The following is a 17,779-nucleotide window of genomic DNA, read 5'->3' as shown; positions in this document are numbered from 1 at the left end:
AGTGAGGTGGGTTGTTTGGTTCTTCATAAAAAAACAGTTTCTTTTGTCGCTCTTTTTTTACTGCTGTTAGTAATAAGTTCAAATTACGTGTTGTATCATTCTTCTTTTGGAATTCAGTCTTTGCCTGGTGATTTCAACGGAGTAGTAGTAGGTTCTATTTTAGACTTAAGCCTTGTGGCTCCGCTCTTATTTCTAGCTTGGCAACGTAAGTTCAGTCTAAAGTACTTTATTGTATTAATGGCAACAGGCCTCGTGGCTGCGCGTTTTATCATTCCAAGTGAATATTTAGCTTCTTTTCAGTCGGTTATGTGGCTAGGCGTTGGCATAGAAGGGGTACTCATTTTCTTTGAACTTTCGCTGCTGTTTATGCTGGCTAAAAACGTACCGCCTATTTTGAAAAGAGTCAAATCAAGCTCTTTACCGCTTTTATTTTCCTTTTCGCGGGCTATAAACGAAAAGTTTCCCAAACAAACTTTTATACACATACTGTGTTCAGAAATGCTGATGTTTTACTATGCGTTTGGAACGTGGAAGAAGCAGCCGAGTACTGAAGGGGATACGTTTACTCTGTATAAACGCTCAAGTTTTATTACGTTTCAAATTATGATTATTCACGCGATTGTTATTGAAACATTAGGGCTTCACTGGCTGCTGCACAACACGTCTATCATTCTTTCAGTCGTTTTACTGATCCTTAATATTTATAGCATTGTTTTCTTCATAGGAGACATTCAAGCCTTAAGGCTTAACCCTTTACGAGTGGAAGAGGATCGCATATACATTTCGTTTGGTTTAGCTAAGCGTATGGAAATCTCTTTTAAAGATATTGAAGAAATAATAGAAGACACTCACATCCTGAAACAAAAAATACCCAGCACCACGATTGAATTTATCGCACGCGATTTTGAAACCGTTCATCCTGATCTTTTACTAACATTAAAATCTCCAGTAGAGGCGACGCTTTTTATGGGAATCAAAAAGAAATACAAGCAGGTAGCCATTCGCGTAGATGATCCTCACGCGTTTAAAAAAATAGTCAAAGAACGTTTGGAGACAGCTCAGAAGGGCTTAATCTAGGATTCTAGTAAGCTAGGACCTTATAGATATATAAGGTCTTTTTGCTAATGATCAGCTACTGGACATAAATAGTGAAGTGTTAGCTGTATTTTAGTAAAATGGAAGTAATAGGTAATGTAGTAAAGGGGGATAGGGTATGGGAATTTTTTTTAGAGGAAAAGAGAAGTATTTAAACTCTATAGAATGGCTATCTGAAAACTCAATCCATTTAAGCAAACCAACTGAATGTACGCCGCAAGAGTTTGAATTTCTCCGTCATATCGTAAAAGATAAGAGAGTTGTGTGGCTAGGAGAAAACGGTCATAACATAAGAGAACATAATATGATGAAGTCAAAAATAATAGAATTTCTACATAAAGAAATGAATTTTACCGTACTGGCATTTGAAAGTGGATTAGCGGAATGCCATAGCGCTAATGAGTTAAAGGAAGAGTTTACAGATGAAGACTTTTTAAAAAACGCGATTTATTCTTTATGGGCAACAAAAGAAAATCTGTCTTTGTTTCAGCTAATGAAAAAATCAGATTTAAGTTTAATAGGAATAGATATTAATCCTTCTTCTAATCCTGATCTTTTCATAAAATTTGTTCAGCAGCTGAGTCCCGTAGTGTCTGAAGACGTGATAGAAAAGATAGAATACATTGAAGCAGGCGTATATAAATGGTACTACCAGCTAGGGCAATATAAAGCGAGAAGAAAAAAAGTCCCAACAGAAATGCTACGTGAGTTTGCAGAGTTTAAAGAAAAAGTAAGCGCGGTGATAGGAGATTTAGAAGCTTATCTACATGAAGAATACGTTTTGTATCTTGAAAATCAAGAGCTTGTATGTAAAGTTAAAATAATTATTCGATGCCTGCAAAATCGCTTATATTTTATTAACCATATTCACCATAACCACCGAACCTATAAAAAAGTAAGAGAAAAAAGAATGAAAGAAAATCTAGAGTGGATTTGTCAGGAGCTGTATCCTGATGAAAAGATCATTATCTGGGCTCATAACCTTCATATTTTTAAGCAATACAAAACGTTTACGGGATTTGAACCTCTAGGAGCAATTGTCTCTAGTGAAATAAAGGAACAGTCTTATTACTTAGGCTTATTTATGTACGAAGGTGAAATACATACGGATACAGGGCAGCCATACAAAATAGAGAAGCCGCCTAAAAAAAGTCTAGAAGATTACATGCATCAAGTGCAGTCACCGGCGTTATTTACAGATTTCTCACAGCTTGAAAAAAACTCAGACAACAAATGGATATTCACTAAAACGATCTTTTTAGAAAGCGGTACTATGCCGACTTTATTTGTACCGCGTGATCAGCTAGACGGTGCTTTACTCGTTGAGTCTGTTTCTCCGCCCGAGTATCTTAAACGCAATAAAAATAAATAAAAAATCGTAATGAACAAAGAAGAGGTGCACATTGAAAATCTATACATGCAGCAAAGAAAACGGCAAAAATGTAGAAAAATATCAGTCGCATTTAGCTACTTACGTAAAAATGATTCAAACAAACGAAGCGTCTACGATTGGCTATATGTATATAGATGGAGAAGGAACGGTAGGACACCACCCAGCGCCTATCGCTCAGCTGTTTATCGTAGTCGAAGGTGAAGGATGGGTAACAGGAGGAGATCAAAAACGAGTATCTATTAAACGTGGAGAAGCGGCGATGTGGGAAAAAGGAGAGTGGCATACGTCGGGAAGTGAAGAAGGCATGACGGCCATTGTCATTCAATCCGAGGAGCTACATCCTGAAACATTTATGGAGAGAAAAAAGCACGCTTAGATAAATTATCTAGGCGTACTGCTTTCTTATAAAATGCCAAAATTTTTAAGCGCAAATTCAATTCCGTCTTCACCGGATTTCTTCGTAACAAAATCAGCGGCGTTTTTTAACTTATCAGATCCATTACCCATCGCAATTCCAAGGCCGGCTAATTCTATCATATCAATATCATTTTCTCCGTCTCCAAATGCGATGGCTTCGGAGTGATCGATGTTAAAATAGTTTAAGACGTTTAGGATAGCTACCGACTTTGTGATTTCTTCTTGAAGAACACTTACGACAAAAGGATGCCACCTTTTGAACATTAAATGAGGAAATCGCTGTGCATACTGTTCAGTCGTTTTTTCATCAGCGAATAAGCACATTAAATAAATATCTTCATCGTAAATGCGCTCACTTATTTGAGGATAATCACTAAGCGATAATGTTTCTTTCAGGGCTTTTAAAATATTTTCATCTTTGACACCGTTCATGCTGAGCTCTTTTGTGTAAAATGAAAGACCGTGATTTTCTGATGCAGCGTATTCAAAAACTTCGCGCGCAACGTGCTTATCCATGGACAGCTTATGAATGATTTCTTCATTATGTACACTAAACGCTCCGTTTGCGGTAATAAGCGTATCTATACCTAATTCTCTAATTTCTTCACAGAGAGATAAAGGCCTGCCTGTTGCGGCTACGACTTTTAACCCTTTAGCTTTTAGGCTTTTTATAATCTCTCGTGTCTTAGTGGAAATCGTCCCGTTTTCATGATGGGTAAGGGTTCCATCTACGTCAAAGAATACAATCTTATAGCTCATCGTTATCCCTCGTTTAAACAGCACGCTCTTTTTTTATATTTACAAATAAAAGAGCACAAATTAAAATAGCAGCTACATATAAAAATGCAGAAACAACCGGTTTATGTAAAAAAGCAGTATGGTTGTATGAAGAGTCATACAGGTAAAGAGCGGCTAGAAATAGAAAAGGCAGTAGTTTTTTCATGCTGTCACCTCCTGGTTTTATTATACATATTTCCCTTGTATTTGTATGTAATCTTAATAAGAGTGATAGAATAATAGTATTTTACATAAGCAAAGAGAAAGAGAAGTGACGAATATGACTGTACATCACTATATAGGATCTCCTTATGAATTGCCTACAGGAAGTTTTGGCACAAAAGAAAAGTTGATTACAATCTATGAAAAAGAAGAAGATGCGTACGGTATTAGTGTTAATCGTTTAACTGACGGGTATAGCGACATCAAGCATGTATTCACCTTGCCTTATGTATACGAATTATCTTGTGATCCACATCCTAAATCAATAAGAGAGCTGTTTACTTATATTGAAGAACAGCTGATAGAGGGCTGTCACATTGAATTATATTCATGCTTAGACGGTGATGAAGCGACAGAAAAAGATTCTAGTTTAGACATGAGTATTAACTTGAAAACCTTGTATTTTGGAAAGCATTATAAATTAGATAGAAAGAAGTACATCGATGAATTAGGGGAAGTGTTTGCATTTGAAGATAAACAATTTGTAGTGGTGGTTAAATGAGTTGGTTAGCCTATAACTTTTAGATAAGAGTTATAGGCTAACCGCACTGATATTTACAAAAAAGGCTTAATATACGGTAGGCTCAAACCAAAATAAATAACAAACGACATAAGCAAGTAACACCCAATAACACTTCTTCTAACTGGTTTAGAAGCTTTTTTTAGCCAGCCCCAGTGTTTATCATCATAGTCAAAAATAAAGTAGTCCAAGATAACAGATAAAGTAATAATAGCAGCAATCATTAATAGAACCATATGTATCCTCGCTTTCAATTTATGAAATTATTCCCATTTATTATAATATACCTTATTATTCCATTCATTACAAAGTGATCTCCTACAAACGGTTTATTGGCACTACTAGATTATGGTAAAATTCACAGAGTATAATATAATCATTTTTTAAGAAGGATGGGAAGAAGTTGGACGTAGTAAAAGAAGTAAAGCTATTAAAATATCAAATGAGTCTCATGAAGCACATGATTAATGCAGAGGAACATCCTTTTTTTATGTTTGCGATTGATCATGAATTTGAAGAAAATCAAGTGAAGGCATTCTTGAAGATACTAGGTGTGTTTAGCTGCCGAATATATGGCGAAGACATTTCCGTATGGTATCAAAATGATCAGCTATTCTCTCAATTTAATCTTCCGTTGGATAAACTATATGCGTCAGAACAACCAACTTTAGAGGAATTAAAATCGGTTGTTGCTAAGATCTTTTATCAGGAATTTGAACTAGAATATTTATTGTGCAGTTTAAAGAAGCAGTGTATTCAAATGGAAGTGTGTGACTTTTTCTTGCAGCGTTTAAAAACAAATTTGAAATAAATAATCTAAGCTGTTTTAAACAGAGAGATTTCAAATAGAAAGAAGGCTAATTGGAGTGGCACGAATCATTAACTTTTGGTCATTTATTTTGTCGTTACTGTGGGTTGGTTTATTTTTCTTCGCTTTTAATCACCCTTCATTATTAAATATAAATTTTTGTGTAGCGATTATTCTATTTTTTACCGGCATCGCGGGGTTCTTTGGAATAAACAATTGGGTATCGGCTGTGAGAAGTATTTTGACAGTAGTAATTAGTGCTGGATTAACTCTAGTGACGGGATTTATTATCTTCATCGGCAATCTTTTTTCATAGCACATACATAAGAGGTACAAGGAAAGGTTCTCGTGTAGAGAATCTTTTTTTATGTACATGCAATTATCTAGAAAATAAAAATGAAAATATAAAAACCTTTTTATAAAACGCTTCGTCTAAGAACAAGAAAGGAGAGGCAGAAGTGAAAGAACTAACCGTAGAATGGATACACGTGCAAGACAAAGAACTAGTGATAGATGAAATTATGGATCGATATGGACAGGAAATCTTGCAGCTGGCTTACTCATATGTAAACAGCGTAGCGGTTGCGGAGGATTTGACGCAGGAGATTTTTATTAAATGCTACAAAAATCTTTACAAGTACAGCGGTAGATCCAAGTTTCGGACGTGGTTATGGCAAATCGCAATTAACCACTGTAAAGACTTTTTAAAAAGCTGGTACAACAAAAACATTATACCGGCGACAGACTATTTTCCAAATCATATAAGTGAAAAAGAAAACATAGAGGAAGCTGTTATTCAACACGAAGAAGACCACGAGCTGATGTCAGCTGTTATGAAGCTGCCGACTAAATATAAAGAAGTGATTTACCTCTTTTACTATGAAGAATTATTAATTAAAGACATTGCGCTCGTAACCAAAACTGGAACGAATACAGTAAAAACAAGACTGAGGCGTGCAAAATCACTTTTAAAAGAAATGCTGGAGGAATGAGTCATGGATAAACGTCTTAAAAATCTTAGAAAAACAATGGATCGTGAAGTGTTTGCTCAGCTAAAATTTACGGAAAGTCATAAGAAAAGCATTCGAGAAAAAATAAAGCAAGCGACTCATAGCGACGAAGAAATTTTAATCGCTATTATGCAGCTGCTTGTACAAGAAAAAACAGGATATCATTTAGTCAGCTTACTGCAAAGCCGAGGGATTTTAAACTTTAAAGAAAACGAAGGGGCTTTATATGTCATCCTCCATCGACTAGAGCTAAAAGGTATATTGACGAGCAGTTGGCAAGAAGACGGAGCTAAGTTTTATCAATTAAATAAAAAGGGGCGCAAACTGCTCAAAAAAGTGGAAGAGCAGCCGTTATCTAACCACATAAGTTTTAAAGAAATACTAGAGGGGTGAAGGAGTATATGAACGAACAAAGAAAGTCATTTTTAGAACAAGTGCAATCGCAAATTAAATCAAAAGAAGCCAAGGCATTTGTTTCTGCGGAATTGCATCATCATTTAAACGAAGTAAAAAGCTATTGGCTGCAAAAAGGGATAAGCGAAGACCAAGCAGAAGAAAAGGCTGTTACTCAAATGGGAAATCCCATCAGTATTGGTCAAAGCCTTAACCGTATTCATCGACCGAAAGTAGACTGGATGACCTTAATTTTATTTGCTGCCGCTCTCCTTTTAGGGTTCCTACCACTATTGTTTCAAGATGGTATGGTCGACAATCACTTCTCTACATATAAGGTTGTCTTTGTTATCTTGGGAGCGATGCTAGCTTTAATTATGATGTTTATAGACTATAGAAAGTTAGCCAATAAAGGGTGGTTATTCTATTTATTAGGTACCTTACTTTTATTATTTCTAACAAAGAATTTTAACACATTTACAGAAGGTCAATCTGTTTTCAAAGTAGGGCCTCTAAAAATCGAAGGTTTAATGGCCATTCCTTTTTTCTTTTTGGCATGGACGGGGTTCTTTCAAAGCAATCGCTTTAAAATGTGGAAATTCCTTCTTTTGTTTCTTCTGTCACTGTATTTCTTTTTGGAGTGTGACCTTACAACCCTCTTTATATATGTAATTATGACCTTTACGATGATCTGGTGGAGTAAGTTAAATAAAAAGAAGATAGTCATTGTCTTAGGAACGGGCTTTGCATTAGTTGCTACTTGGGGAGTAATTGGATGGATGACCGTTGCTTATTATCAGAAGAAACGACTGCTTTCATTTATAGACCCTTATAATTCAGAAGAGTACTTCGGTCTTTCCAAGGTTCATCATTTATTTATGGATGCAGGATGGTTTGGGAAACATTCATTTATAGATCAGATGATTCCTCAAGCTAACACGAATTTTGTCTTCTTAAGCTTTACGTATTATTATGGGTGGTTATTTGCAGCGATTCTTTTTCTAGTTCTTTCTTTAGTTGTCGTCAGAATCGCGTTTGTTGCTAAAAGAATTGGTGATTTGTATACTAAACTGCTGCTAGTAGGAGTTATGATAATTTATACGATACAACTTGTTGGTCATGTAGGAATGATTGTCGGATTCTTTCCTATGACAAACATGTCACTGCCCTTTATTAGCTATGGATTGATGCCGATCTTGTTAAATGCTTTCTTAATTGGAATTGTGTTGAGTATTTATAGACGTAAGGATTTACTGTCTAAAAACACCTTGCATGCTAATCAGCAATAAAGTATAAATCGATAGACTCTTTTATAAACAAATAATTAATTATTTACTTTGTAAAGACAAACAAAACAAACGCTAACATTCATTTGTCAGCGTTTGTTTTACATCTAGAACCCTTACAGGACTTTTGATTCCTTTTTATTTACATTCAAAAGAATAGTCATTGGTAATTGAATTATGTATTTCTACTATGGCTTCTCCCCCGTTATCATAACATTTTGAGGTCAAAGTTTTTATCTCTGAACTATTAAAATAGCTAGAACAGTTAATCAACACAGAGATGACTAGCAGTAAAGTAAGTAGAACAATCACTATTTCTTTTATTCTAGATTCAACGATAGATTTAATTTTGTATTCTCCTTTGCAATTTACATTAAAAGCTATAGGTCTAGTAAGAATGAGTCATAGTTAACGTTTAAATTTTAAGAGCTTGATCTTCGGATAGTCGAAAATCAAGCTTTTATTCTTTCATGTAGAAATTTGAATAATCTTATCTAAACCCCAATTTTCTTACCTGTTTTAATTTACCTGTTTTATTCATAGCCAACCGTCGTTCCCGCAAACATAAACGTAATAATCCCCAATACAAAGAACAGCTGAGAAATCACGCCCACTATACTGCAAATCAGCCCGGCAATTGCGAGTCCTTTACCGCCTTGATTGGAAGCAGCTATTTCGTTTGATGCTTTTTTGTAGAGGATAATGCCGATAATACCTGTAATAAACCCGATGATTGGAATAAAAATGGATAGGATACCTAGAGTTAGAGAAACAATAGAGTTGGTGTTTACTTGAGGTTTTGTATTAGTTTCCAATAGATTCACTCCCTATAAATTATATTTTTTGATTATAACATAAAAAGGAATAATATCCTTTTTACTAATAAAAATAGAAATTTTTAGAATTATATGTGTCCCGGTATATTGTCTATACGTCATTTCATCAACCGTATAATGACAGCTACAAAAAGAAACTTATTTTTTGACTCCTATAAGTAAATTGGTTTTGCGGGCTACCTTAGATTAAATCTGCTTCATAAAACATTTAACCTAAATAAAGGAAAATATGATACAATAATCCATAAGGATGTGAATAAATGGAATTGTTTATACCGGATGCTTTAGTGTATTTATCATTTGCGATTATGACGGCATTCTTTGTGCATGCTGCTATTAAACTAGCTACATTTCAAACAATACATAAGCATGTTTGTCTGCAGCAAAAGGATATGTATCTTATACAAAACGTGAATCTTTTATGCGCTCAGGATCTCATATGCTGCGTGTATTACAAATTTAAATTTATATATTCTGTTCACAGACAAGAAGCAATAGGTGAACAAGATGATGAAGGTCCGCATTCGCCAGTATTTTTTTCGTTTAACTAAAAAAATACTGGAGGAATATAAATGTTAAAACATAAAAAGAAGCTTTTCTTTATTTTTGTTTCCATTTTTCTACTTGCCGGCTGTGATTCATCAAACGTTATTCAAAGTTCGCACACTCACTTTTTTGATCACTATTTTATTTATCCTTTTTCACTACTCATTTTGTTTATAGGAAATACGTGGCTTCATCAAAGTATTGGCTTTTCAATTATGCTTGTGACGGTGGGCGTGCGTATGCTGCTGGCGCCTTTAAACATTCTTCAATATAAAAATCAGCTGAGCAATAAACGTATACAGCCTCAGCTTCAAGAGCTAAAAGAGAAGTACAAAAATAAAGATCCTGAGAGTCAGCAGCAATATCAGCGTGAAATGATGAAACTGCTTAAAGAAAATGGAGCCAATCCTCTTATGGGATGCCTTCCTTTACTTGTTCAGCTTCCTGTCTTTTCAATCGTGTACTATGCGATTAGACGAATAGATGAGATTAGCGCATCGTCCTTTTTATGGCTAGATTTAGGGCACTCGGATCCGTATTTTATTCTTCCAATCGTTGCAGCGGTTGCTACGTACTTACAGGGAAGAGTTATGCAAACAGGCGTAGAAGGAATGAATTCATCCCACGCACTGCTAGCCCAAATTCTTTCGCCTGTCATGGTCCTTTCTTTTGGGATATTTTCACCGTCAGGTCTCGTCTTGTATTGGATGACGGGCAGTTTGTTTATGATCTTTCAATCTCTTGTATTAAAAAAGGTTTTTCAAGAAAAGGCAGTGCTTGAAGCAAAATAAAGAAATTAAAAGGTTGCTTTGCTTGGAGCAGCCTTTTAATGAAAGGAGGGGTACAGTGAAGAAATACATCATTTCATTCGGCGTAACGCTTGGAACGATAGCACTTTTATTTTTCATCGGAAATACATTTCATATTTCGTTGCTTTCAGTTCAATGGATTTATGTAAATGAACCGGAAAATTTTCAAATGGAAGCACAAGGCGGTTTGATACCGGTAGCCATCGGACTTATTCTTGGTTTTATAACCGACTATGTATTAAGTGAAAAAGAAAAAAAGCAGGGTCATCAATTATAGTGAAGAAAAAAGGATCTTTTATAGCAGATCCTTTTTTTATTTGTGATTTTGCTAAATAGCTCAGGCAAGAATAGTACAGGCAGATGTTGTCATACATATTACGGTCATCAAAAACAAACGAAGGGGCAGCAAACCTTTATGTTATCATCGACTTTTTCTAGTTTACTAGCTATAATTGGTATTAAATAGTCATTTTTGTAAATAAAAGGTGATTTAAAGTGCCGTCAAAATAACTAAATCAGTTACTTTCTAAGATTACACCTAACTCTACCAATAGAGAAAGTGAAGTGAGCAAATGACAAATCTTTTAGAAGTTAGAAACATGGCAAAATCGTTTGGCCAAAATGAGGTTTTAAAAGATGTTTCATTTAATGTACCTCCTGGATCGATTGTTGGATTTATTGGTGATAACGGAGCAGGGAAATCGACGACGTTTAAAGCAGTACTAGGATTAATTTCGAGAGATAGCGGTACGGTCGAAATATTTGGTGAAGACAATTTAAATAAAGATGCGACGATTAAAGAAGACATTGGAGTCGTGTTTGATGCGATTAATCTGCCGGTTTCTTTAACGATAAAACAGTTAAACAACGTTTTTAAGAAACTATTTAATTCTTGGGAAGAAGCTAATTTTCACCGGTTGATTCATTCTTTTTCATTGCCAGAAGATAAAAAAATACATACGTTTTCACGCGGCATGTCTATGAAATTATCTCTAGCGGTAGCGCTGTCTCACGGTGCTAAACTATTGCTGTTAGATGAAGCGACAGGAGGATTGGATCCTTCGTCTAGAGAGCAGATATTAGATGAATTAAAAGCTTTTGTCAGCGATGGGAACAGCGGAATACTGCTTTCATCTCATATTATGAGCGACGTCGAAAAAATCGCGAGCCATCTTGTTGTGATTAAAAACGGTGAAATCTTATTAAATGAAGAAAAAGAGAAAGTTTTTCAAGAGTATGCAATTGCCGTTATGAATGAAGAACAGCTGAACTTACTTCCTAAAGATGTAGTAGTGGCAAAAAGAACGTATGATAAATCTGTCCGTGTACTCGTATCAGATAAGCATCAGCTGCCAGATGAAACTATAACTGAACCGATGTCTATGGAAGAACTAAGCGTGCTTTTAACGAGGAGTGAAACGTAAATGAGAGGTCTATTGTTAACGAACTACTACCTCATTCACCGAAGCTTTTTGACTTACACAGCGCTCGCCATAGTTATTTCTGCGGTCATCTTTTATTTTGCGGATCCTTCATTTTACCGTATTATAGCGATGTTAATTATTTTATTAATGGCAATGCCAGCGCTTGAAGTGATCAAATTAGAAAGTAAAACCGGCTATGACAAATACGTGCTTACTCTTCCGATTAGTCGAAAAAATGTGGTGCAAAGCCACTATGTTTTTTACTTTTTAATTGTCGTCAGCGGAACCATCCTATCTTATGGTGTTTTCTCAATGTATTCGCTTATTTCTCAAAGTGAAGTAGAGGATATAGCAAATATCGTTTCGTTTGGTACATTTATCGTACTTTTTGCCGGTGCACTTGCTTATCCGCTTCTTTACGTATTCGGAGCAGAGAAATCTGATGGAATAGTACTTGGAGGGGGCATGGGAGGCCTCTTCGTTGCGATTGCTTTACAGGGAGCTGTTGGGTATATAGTTGAAATATTAGCAGCATCAAGCTTACCGATCGCTTCTTCTTTGCATGTTCCTATCTTATATACTCTCTTTGGGATGGTAATGTATATTGCTTCTTACTTTATTGCGCTGTCTATCTATCGGAAGAGAGAGTTTTAGTATGAATTGATTTTAAAGTAAAGACTACAAAGCGTTCTTCAAGGCTATTTGTCAACAAATAATTCAAACAACAAAACAGCCACAACATTTGATAAACTAAGCAAACAAGATCTCAAAAATATAGCCCATATTATTGGTGATCAAGCTTAACTTATTAAGGTTTTCACAAAAGTTAATTGTGTCCTCTATACACTTGTATTATAGTAAAAGATGCAGTTTTAAAATGAGAAAGGAGATTATATGGGGAATTCGTTTAAACAGGCTTCAAACGTATCAAAAAACGCTTTTATTGCTACACTGATTTTGTATATCATTATTGTAGCGTCTTTTATTCCGTCAATTGTATTTGCGGGAGCTTTCTTTGCTATAGTAATTAAAATAGCAGCAGCACTTTTAATCTTAGTAACAATCCTAGGAATGATTTATTCGCTCTTCATTAGAGGCGGTCAAAAATTTCTTTTTTTACTGTTACATGTCGCTTCTTTATTGATTGTTTTGTTTAGTATCTCTGCTTTTATGCTCGCTAAAAGCGCCGAGTTGACATAGTGAAGAGGAATTACATATGCAAAAAGGCAGGAGAAATCCTGCCTTTTTTATTTTTGTATGATTTCAAGAGGACTCGTATGTTCTAGGGAGGCAATGCTGACTATTTGGCTAAACTTGTTTAACAAGAAGAAAAGAAGGAAAAGGAAGAAAAAGGATATGTGATAATTTGGAAATGGTCATAGCTATGGCAGCAGGCATGGGATTTCTTTTCTCTTTTTATCTTTTTTACATTCACCTTGTTATAAGTGGAAGAAGGGGTAAACCTTTGAGTGAAAGTCAAAGTTATATGTTGAGAGGAGTAGCTGTAATCGTTCTTTTAGTCAGCTTTATTTTAGGAAGTCACTTTTTATAAAAGATGATTGATACATAATGTTGAGTGTATCCCTCAATCTAAAAGAATGCTGCCACTATCAAGCTAGGCGGGTTGAAAAAGAGAGGAGGCTACTAAAATGAAATGGTACAAGCACGCGCTCATTCCTTTAGCTATAGGCTTTTTAAGCTTCGTATGTTTTATGATTTATAGTAAAGCAGCAGCAAATACGAGTCTTCAGCTAAACCAGGCGCTGTTTATTTCCATAGGAATAGGTATTGGAGCAGTCCCAGTCTCATTTTTTGTAGAGTATCAAAAGAACAAAGAACATAAAAAGTTTCATAGCTGAGTTATTTACCAATTGGCCGTTCGTTCTTTATTTTGTTTGTTAAAAAGGATGTGATGACCTGTTAATTCTCTTAAAGATTGGTATGTTGTTTTTTATCATTTTACTGCACGTTGCCTTTCGAAAACTGATTTTTTATGCCCATAACAAACAAAAGAAATCCCCAAAAGAAGGGAGAAGGATATTAATAGAAGGATTTTTAATTATGTTAGTCATCCTGTTATCTATCATGAATTTTTTAAAGTATTATTATTCTAGCAGTTGATTGAAGAGCAAGGCGAAGACTCCTGCGGGAAGAGCGGGACAGATGAGACCCCGCAGGAGCGCAAGCGACGAGGAGGCTCATCGCCCGCCCACATAGACTCTATAGTTACTATAGGGTCTAGTTATCTTGCTTTATTTATAATTAAGAACCACAGTTTATCTGAAAAATAACTAAAAGAATAAATAGCAAGAATTTTTAAGAAAATTTTAATAACTTGCTAAGAAACTTCTAATTTCCTCTTTATTTTTTTGTAAGTTGTCTCCTTTAAGATAAAAGTAATCGAGTAGCCCACCTTATTTTAAATAGATCAAAGCTAAATAAGGTTGTATGACCAAAATACGAATGGGTAACCTCACTACTTAAAATGGAGGCTGATGTACACTTATGAATCTAGAGGTTTTTCGAAATTACTCCTTGCAGCATTTGAAGAAAGATATACTATCGGGTATTGTTGTTGGCATTATAGCTATACCTTTAGGGTTAGGATTTGCGATAGCTTCTGGAATATCGCCTGTTACAGGACTTTATACAACGATTGTAGCGGGCTTGCTAATTGCTATTTTAGGTGGATGTAGGTTTCAAATTGCCGGACCTACTGGTGCGTTTGTTCCTGTTTTATTAGGAATTGTGTTGCAATATGGTTATGAAAACTTATTAATTGCCGGCTTTATGTCAGGGATTCTCCTCATTATCTTTGCGCTATGCAAAGTAGGAGCTTTAATCAAGTATTTTCCGTCATCTATTATTGTAGGATTTCAGTCAGGGATTGCGCTGATTATCTTTAGCGGGCAGATTCCAAACTTCCTTGGGCTGCACGCCATTGAAAAATATCAGTATTTTCATTTAAATATAAAAGAGATCTTTGGTAATTTACACTTCATCAACATCTATAGTATCGCTACAGCAGGATTGTGCTTAGCTACGATTTTAATTGTTCTTTATTTTTCACCTAAGTCGCTGGGAATGTCTTATTTACTTGGAATCATTGTATCAACGGGCTTGGCATCTTTTTTCTTTTCCAATCAGTTTGAAACCATTGGTTCCATTTACGGAGAGATACCTCGTCATTTCCCGGCGCCAGCGTTTCCAGATATAACAGTGGAGAGGGTTGTCACTCTTTTACCTTCTGCGTTTGTGATTGCTATACTTGTAGGGTTACAGTCTTTACTGACAGCTCGCGTTGCGGATGAAATGACAAAATCAAAGCACAGCAGCAAAAAAGAACTGATTGGCCAGGGAATCGTAAACATGGTGACGCCGATGTTTTCAGGTATTCCCGCAGCAGGAGAGATTGCAAGAACCGTTACCAATATTAAAAACGGCGCTTCCTCTCCTATCGCAGGCATCACGCATGCTATCTTTGTTTTGATTGTGCTCCTGGTGCTTGCGCCGTACGCTTCATACGTTGCGCTTGCTAGTCTTGCGCCAGTTTTGATGGTCGTAGCATGGAATATCAGTAAAAAAGAACAGTTTGCAAAGGTGATAAAAGAAAAATCATTTCATTCACTGGTTTTACTTACGACATTTTCGTTAACGGTGTTTACAAACTTGACAATTGGAATAGCCGTCGGGTTGTGCTTATGTGGTATACACTTTATGGTGAAAAAGAGCCGCGAAAAACAAAAGCTATTAAGAAAAACAGGTTAACGTAAGGTAGAATAATACGCGAAAAACCCCCGCTGTATGTTTAGACAGTGGGGGTTTTAGTAGTAATGAAAAAGACTATCTCAATTACTTTCCTTCAAACCAGCAGCGGGCGTTATCAAAAAGCATGTGCTGAATCTGCTGTTCGGTTACGCCTTTTCTTTTTAATTCCGGCACGACTTCTTCTAACACAAAGCTCATTGACCATTTTGGAAAACGTTCTTCAATTACGCCTTCTGGAAACCAGTCCATTGTACAGCAGTAGTCTTGTGAGAGAAACATGCGGTTTGAATAGCCTTGTTTAGCTAACTGGATGACCGTATTATTTCTATTTTCAGTTGAACATTCTCTAGTCAGGCCGTAGCGGTCCATACCGATAAAGGCACCTTGACTTAATATGTTTGAAATATACTCGAGATTATCCGTATCTCCCGTATGTCCAATCAGAATTTGATTTGGATTAGCGCCTTCTTCAAGTAAGATATCGAGCTGCTTTAAGCCTGTGCCGCTTGCAGGATGTGAATGGGTCATAATTGGCACGCCCGTTTTTTTATGAGCTCGTGCTACGGCACGCATTACTTTTTCTACATCAGCCGTTACGCCAGGTGCATCTGTGGCGCATTTTAGAAAACCTGCTTTAATCGACGTGTTTTGAATGCCAACTTCGATGTCTCGAACAAACAGATCTGCCATGTAGTCAATGCCACGAGTTTGAAAGTGAGTAGGGATGTAGTTATACGTATAAATTCCTGTGGCTGCGATGATTTGAGTGTCCGTTTCACGGGCAATTTTTTCAATAAAACGAATATCACGTCCTTGTTCCATCACCGTAGGATCACAGATTGTGTTAACTCCAAGCTTCTTCGCACGATTTACTTGTTCGACTGCTTTTGCAACTTCTTGTTCTTCATCATATAAATGAGGAAACTGTGCGTGAACAGATTCAGAACGAACGCGCATATGTTCATGGATTAACGTTAGCCCTAGTTCGGACGTATGGACTGGGCCTGTTACAGAATTGATAAATGTCATAGTATGATTCCTTTCATCATATACCTGTAAATCAAACAGCGGGTGATTAGGTACAGTTTTAATATAATCTGTTTTTATATATAGACTTCTGTTATAAAAAACACATATTGCATTATACAATATATATGTTGTCTTACACAACAGGCGGGCCTTTTACTCACTATGACAAAAAATCCTTCTTTCCAAACAGGAAGAAGGACTAGTTATATTGATAATTACCCAGCATTTACACTGTAATTATCACCATTTAGTTTACGGAATTTTAAATAGCTGCCAACTCGCCAAATGACAATATATATAAAAGCTAATGTCATCGTTAAGACCGCGAAGTCTATGGAATCTAAGCCTTTAAAGTACTGGCTCAAAGCCATTCTTATGAAGATGATAGCAATAATCACATATTTAAAATTTTTATTTGGCTTTGAATAAATGAAGCCGTCTTCTCTTACTTCATAGTCCGTTTGGCTAAGCATAATGAGTCCGAATATAACACCTAATACACCAGCAATCAGCATTTCCCAGTAGGGAGGTAAGTGAAAGGGCTGGCCCGGTATGTGCATCAGCTGACTTAGACTAAGGGAAAATGCAATCAATATGAAAAAAATAGGTGCTAATATACCAAGTCCATTCTTTTTAATGGGCTTATTTTTCTTTTTCATCTTTCTCCAAATAATGAGTCCAATAAGGGCAATAACAAATAGATAAATAAGCAGCATTTCCATCGTAATTTTGCCTCCTTTTTTATTTCTACGTTCGTACAATCCACTATTTAGTATAAACAATGAAAGGAGGGAGATAAAAGTGCATTCTTTCATTTTTTACACATGAGAATTCTCACTATTTTTTAGTGGTGTCGTTTTATGGTTTATACGTCTCATTACTGTTTCTTTCTTTTTTACCACAATATGTTAGAATTGTAGAAAACGAGAAAACGTAGTGCAAGCAGATTTTGTTTACAAGCTTCCACAGTTATAGAGGTGAATGAGTTGAGGTTAGGAAATCAATTAAAAAAATTAAGAGAAGAACAAAAAATGTCTCAAGAAGAGGTTGCTACGCAGGTGGGTGTACCTATACAAAACATACATAAATGGGAAGATAATAAAAGCTACCCTGATATCCAACAACTTTTAAACTTAAGCGACATCTATGGAACAACTATTAATGAATTTATTAAAAAGGATGCTACATTACAGAGTAGAATAAACATTATTGAAGAAGAAAAAGAAGATGACGATGAACTGTTTCACCCAGGTTTTTATATTGGAATAGGCATCATGTTTCTTGGTACTTTACTTAGCCTGATCATCGGCAATCTTACAATCACGATGGTGACCAACATCGCTGGAATGCTAATTGCTTGTTTTTATAAAGGTATCTTAAAACTTTTGCAAGATATCAAAAAGGATTTTTATGAACAAGGATAAAAGGGTGAAAACATATAAAATC

General features: G+C 35.8%; 24 protein-coding genes. 18 read left to right on the top strand and 6 right to left on the bottom strand.

Features of this window, described 5'->3' with window-relative positions; genetic code table 11:
• Positions 1-15: 15 nt before the first annotated feature.
• The 3 genes from MMB68_RS09270 (at position 16) to MMB68_RS09260 (ending at position 2,864) form a co-directional block, all read left to right on the top strand.
• The gene (locus tag MMB68_RS09270) at positions 16-1,077 is read left to right on the top strand and encodes a beta-carotene 15,15'-monooxygenase (protein WP_277548668.1); all 1,062 of its coding nucleotides are present in this window, start codon (positions 16-18) and stop codon (positions 1,075-1,077) included.
• Positions 1,078-1,213: 136 nt separating this feature from the next.
• Positions 1,214-2,467, top strand: coding sequence for an erythromycin esterase family protein (locus MMB68_RS09265; RefSeq protein WP_277548666.1), 1,254 nt, complete (start codon positions 1,214-1,216; stop codon positions 2,465-2,467).
• Between the two features lie 31 nt (positions 2,468-2,498).
• Positions 2,499-2,864, top strand: a complete 366-nt coding sequence (locus tag MMB68_RS09260) for a cupin domain-containing protein (RefSeq protein ID WP_260506918.1) — start codon at positions 2,499-2,501, stop codon at positions 2,862-2,864.
• A 26-nt stretch (positions 2,865-2,890) separates the two neighbouring features.
• Here the strand turns inward: MMB68_RS09260 and MMB68_RS09255 are convergent, their stop codons facing one another.
• Both MMB68_RS09255 and MMB68_RS09250 read right to left on the bottom strand, forming a co-directional pair.
• The gene (locus MMB68_RS09255; protein ID WP_277548665.1) at positions 2,891-3,664 is read right to left on the bottom strand and encodes a Cof-type HAD-IIB family hydrolase; all 774 of its coding nucleotides are present in this window, start codon (positions 3,662-3,664) and stop codon (positions 2,891-2,893) included.
• Between the two features lie 13 nt (positions 3,665-3,677).
• A complete protein-coding gene (locus tag MMB68_RS09250) occupies positions 3,678-3,848 on the bottom strand; it encodes a hypothetical protein (protein ID WP_264408123.1) in 171 nt (56 codons plus the stop codon).
• Positions 3,849-3,962: 114 nt separating this feature from the next.
• Here MMB68_RS09250 and MMB68_RS09245 point away from each other — a divergent pair, with 114 nt between their 5' ends.
• Entirely contained in the window at positions 3,963-4,406 is a 444-nt protein-coding gene (locus tag MMB68_RS09245; protein ID WP_014459059.1) for a hypothetical protein, read from the top strand.
• A gap of 53 nt (positions 4,407-4,459) precedes the next feature.
• Here MMB68_RS09245 and MMB68_RS09240 read toward each other — a convergent pair whose 3' ends face one another.
• Positions 4,460-4,660: a hypothetical protein gene (locus tag MMB68_RS09240; protein ID WP_221785423.1), complete on the bottom strand. Its 201-nt coding sequence runs from the start codon at positions 4,658-4,660 to the stop codon at positions 4,460-4,462.
• A gap of 167 nt (positions 4,661-4,827) precedes the next feature.
• On the opposite strand from MMB68_RS09240, the gene MMB68_RS09235 reads away from it, so the two are divergent.
• The 5 genes from MMB68_RS09235 (at position 4,828) to MMB68_RS09215 (ending at position 7,924) form a co-directional block, all read left to right on the top strand.
• On the top strand, positions 4,828-5,235 hold the full coding sequence (locus MMB68_RS09235) for a DUF1878 family protein (protein ID WP_277548664.1): 408 nt from the start codon (positions 4,828-4,830) through the stop codon (positions 5,233-5,235).
• 55 nt (positions 5,236-5,290) lie between these two features.
• Positions 5,291-5,548 (top strand): hypothetical protein, encoded by a 258-nt coding sequence (locus tag MMB68_RS09230; protein ID WP_098113676.1) that lies wholly within the window; start codon positions 5,291-5,293, stop codon positions 5,546-5,548.
• A 142-nt stretch (positions 5,549-5,690) separates the two neighbouring features.
• Positions 5,691-6,224, top strand: coding sequence for a sigma-70 family RNA polymerase sigma factor (locus MMB68_RS09225; RefSeq protein ID WP_028414648.1), 534 nt, complete (start codon positions 5,691-5,693; stop codon positions 6,222-6,224).
• A gap of 3 nt (positions 6,225-6,227) precedes the next feature.
• A complete protein-coding gene (locus tag MMB68_RS09220; RefSeq protein ID WP_277548662.1) occupies positions 6,228-6,635 on the top strand; it encodes a PadR family transcriptional regulator in 408 nt (135 codons plus the stop codon).
• Between the two features lie 8 nt (positions 6,636-6,643).
• Complete coding sequence (locus MMB68_RS09215) at positions 6,644-7,924, top strand: FtsW/RodA/SpoVE family cell cycle protein (RefSeq protein WP_277548660.1); 1,281 nt, start codon at positions 6,644-6,646, stop codon at positions 7,922-7,924.
• A gap of 530 nt (positions 7,925-8,454) precedes the next feature.
• Here MMB68_RS09215 and MMB68_RS09210 read toward each other — a convergent pair.
• The gene (locus MMB68_RS09210; RefSeq protein ID WP_097822890.1) at positions 8,455-8,736 is read right to left on the bottom strand and encodes a DUF4190 domain-containing protein; all 282 of its coding nucleotides are present in this window, start codon (positions 8,734-8,736) and stop codon (positions 8,455-8,457) included.
• 281 nt (positions 8,737-9,017) lie between these two features.
• On the opposite strand from MMB68_RS09210, the gene MMB68_RS09205 reads away from it, so the two are divergent.
• The 8 genes from MMB68_RS09205 to MMB68_RS09170 all read left to right on the top strand — a co-directional run bounded on the left by MMB68_RS09205 (position 9,018) and on the right by MMB68_RS09170 (position 15,304).
• Positions 9,018-9,308, top strand: a complete 291-nt coding sequence (locus tag MMB68_RS09205; protein ID WP_264408118.1) for a hypothetical protein — start codon at positions 9,018-9,020, stop codon at positions 9,306-9,308.
• Between the two features lie 21 nt (positions 9,309-9,329).
• A complete protein-coding gene (yidC, locus tag MMB68_RS09200) occupies positions 9,330-10,094 on the top strand; it encodes a membrane protein insertase YidC (protein ID WP_277548658.1) in 765 nt (254 codons plus the stop codon).
• A 55-nt stretch (positions 10,095-10,149) separates the two neighbouring features.
• Entirely contained in the window at positions 10,150-10,389 is a 240-nt protein-coding gene (locus MMB68_RS09195; protein WP_277447496.1) for a hypothetical protein, read from the top strand.
• A 295-nt stretch (positions 10,390-10,684) separates the two neighbouring features.
• Entirely contained in the window at positions 10,685-11,536 is an 852-nt protein-coding gene (locus MMB68_RS09190) for an ABC transporter ATP-binding protein (RefSeq protein ID WP_221785429.1), read from the top strand.
• Positions 11,537-12,190, top strand: coding sequence for an ABC-2 transporter permease (locus MMB68_RS09185; protein ID WP_221785430.1), 654 nt, complete (start codon positions 11,537-11,539; stop codon positions 12,188-12,190). It begins immediately after the preceding gene.
• A 240-nt stretch (positions 12,191-12,430) separates the two neighbouring features.
• Positions 12,431-12,736 (top strand): hypothetical protein, encoded by a 306-nt coding sequence (locus tag MMB68_RS09180; protein ID WP_277548657.1) that lies wholly within the window; start codon positions 12,431-12,433, stop codon positions 12,734-12,736.
• A gap of 449 nt (positions 12,737-13,185) precedes the next feature.
• Positions 13,186-13,395: a hypothetical protein gene (locus MMB68_RS09175; protein ID WP_221785432.1), complete on the top strand. Its 210-nt coding sequence runs from the start codon at positions 13,186-13,188 to the stop codon at positions 13,393-13,395.
• A 646-nt stretch (positions 13,396-14,041) separates the two neighbouring features.
• Positions 14,042-15,304, top strand: a complete 1,263-nt coding sequence (locus MMB68_RS09170; protein WP_277548656.1) for a SulP family inorganic anion transporter — start codon at positions 14,042-14,044, stop codon at positions 15,302-15,304.
• 84 nt (positions 15,305-15,388) lie between these two features.
• Here MMB68_RS09170 and MMB68_RS09165 read toward each other — a convergent pair whose 3' ends face one another.
• Together MMB68_RS09165 and MMB68_RS09160 are read right to left on the bottom strand one after the other, a co-directional pair.
• Positions 15,389-16,333: a phosphotriesterase family protein gene (locus tag MMB68_RS09165; protein ID WP_277548655.1), complete on the bottom strand. Its 945-nt coding sequence runs from the start codon at positions 16,331-16,333 to the stop codon at positions 15,389-15,391.
• Between the two features lie 215 nt (positions 16,334-16,548).
• On the bottom strand, positions 16,549-17,055 hold the full coding sequence (locus MMB68_RS09160; RefSeq protein ID WP_269871241.1) for a CcdC protein domain-containing protein: 507 nt from the start codon (positions 17,053-17,055) through the stop codon (positions 16,549-16,551).
• Positions 17,056-17,319: 264 nt separating this feature from the next.
• Between MMB68_RS09160 and MMB68_RS09155 the strand changes: the two genes are divergently transcribed.
• Positions 17,320-17,757, top strand: a complete 438-nt coding sequence (locus tag MMB68_RS09155) for a helix-turn-helix domain-containing protein (protein WP_277548654.1) — start codon at positions 17,320-17,322, stop codon at positions 17,755-17,757.
• The last annotated feature ends 22 nt before the right edge of the window (positions 17,758-17,779 follow it).

The sequence above is a fragment of the Priestia sp. Y58 genome, assembly GCF_029522095.1.
GTDB lineage: Bacteria > Bacillota > Bacilli > Bacillales > Bacillaceae_H > Priestia > Priestia megaterium_E.
Note: the sequence above shows the minus strand (reverse complement) of the source record. Positions and strands in the feature narration are given on the sequence as shown.

Coding starts and splice junctions, on each gene's coding strand:
- MMB68_RS09265 (WP_277548666.1), top strand. CDS start 1,214: ATGGGAATTTTTTTTAGAGGAAAAGAGAAGTATTTAAACTCTATAGAA.
- MMB68_RS09255 (WP_277548665.1), bottom strand. CDS start 3,664: ATGAGCTATAAGATTGTATTCTTTGACGTAGATGGAACCCTTACCCAT.
- MMB68_RS09250 (WP_264408123.1), bottom strand. CDS start 3,848: ATGAAAAAACTACTGCCTTTTCTATTTCTAGCCGCTCTTTACCTGTAT.
- MMB68_RS09245 (WP_014459059.1), top strand. CDS start 3,963: ATGACTGTACATCACTATATAGGATCTCCTTATGAATTGCCTACAGGA.
- MMB68_RS09240 (WP_221785423.1), bottom strand. CDS start 4,660: ATGGTTCTATTAATGATTGCTGCTATTATTACTTTATCTGTTATCTTG.
- MMB68_RS09220 (WP_277548662.1), top strand. CDS start 6,228: ATGGATAAACGTCTTAAAAATCTTAGAAAAACAATGGATCGTGAAGTG.
- MMB68_RS09215 (WP_277548660.1), top strand. CDS start 6,644: ATGAACGAACAAAGAAAGTCATTTTTAGAACAAGTGCAATCGCAAATT.
- MMB68_RS09205 (WP_264408118.1), top strand. CDS start 9,018: ATGGAATTGTTTATACCGGATGCTTTAGTGTATTTATCATTTGCGATT.
- yidC (WP_277548658.1), top strand. CDS start 9,330: ATGTTAAAACATAAAAAGAAGCTTTTCTTTATTTTTGTTTCCATTTTT.
- MMB68_RS09190 (WP_221785429.1), top strand. CDS start 10,685: ATGACAAATCTTTTAGAAGTTAGAAACATGGCAAAATCGTTTGGCCAA.
- MMB68_RS09185 (WP_221785430.1), top strand. CDS start 11,537: ATGAGAGGTCTATTGTTAACGAACTACTACCTCATTCACCGAAGCTTT.
- MMB68_RS09180 (WP_277548657.1), top strand. CDS start 12,431: ATGGGGAATTCGTTTAAACAGGCTTCAAACGTATCAAAAAACGCTTTT.
- MMB68_RS09175 (WP_221785432.1), top strand. CDS start 13,186: ATGAAATGGTACAAGCACGCGCTCATTCCTTTAGCTATAGGCTTTTTA.
- MMB68_RS09170 (WP_277548656.1), top strand. CDS start 14,042: ATGAATCTAGAGGTTTTTCGAAATTACTCCTTGCAGCATTTGAAGAAA.
- MMB68_RS09165 (WP_277548655.1), bottom strand. CDS start 16,333: ATGACATTTATCAATTCTGTAACAGGCCCAGTCCATACGTCCGAACTA.
- MMB68_RS09160 (WP_269871241.1), bottom strand. CDS start 17,055: ATGGAAATGCTGCTTATTTATCTATTTGTTATTGCCCTTATTGGACTC.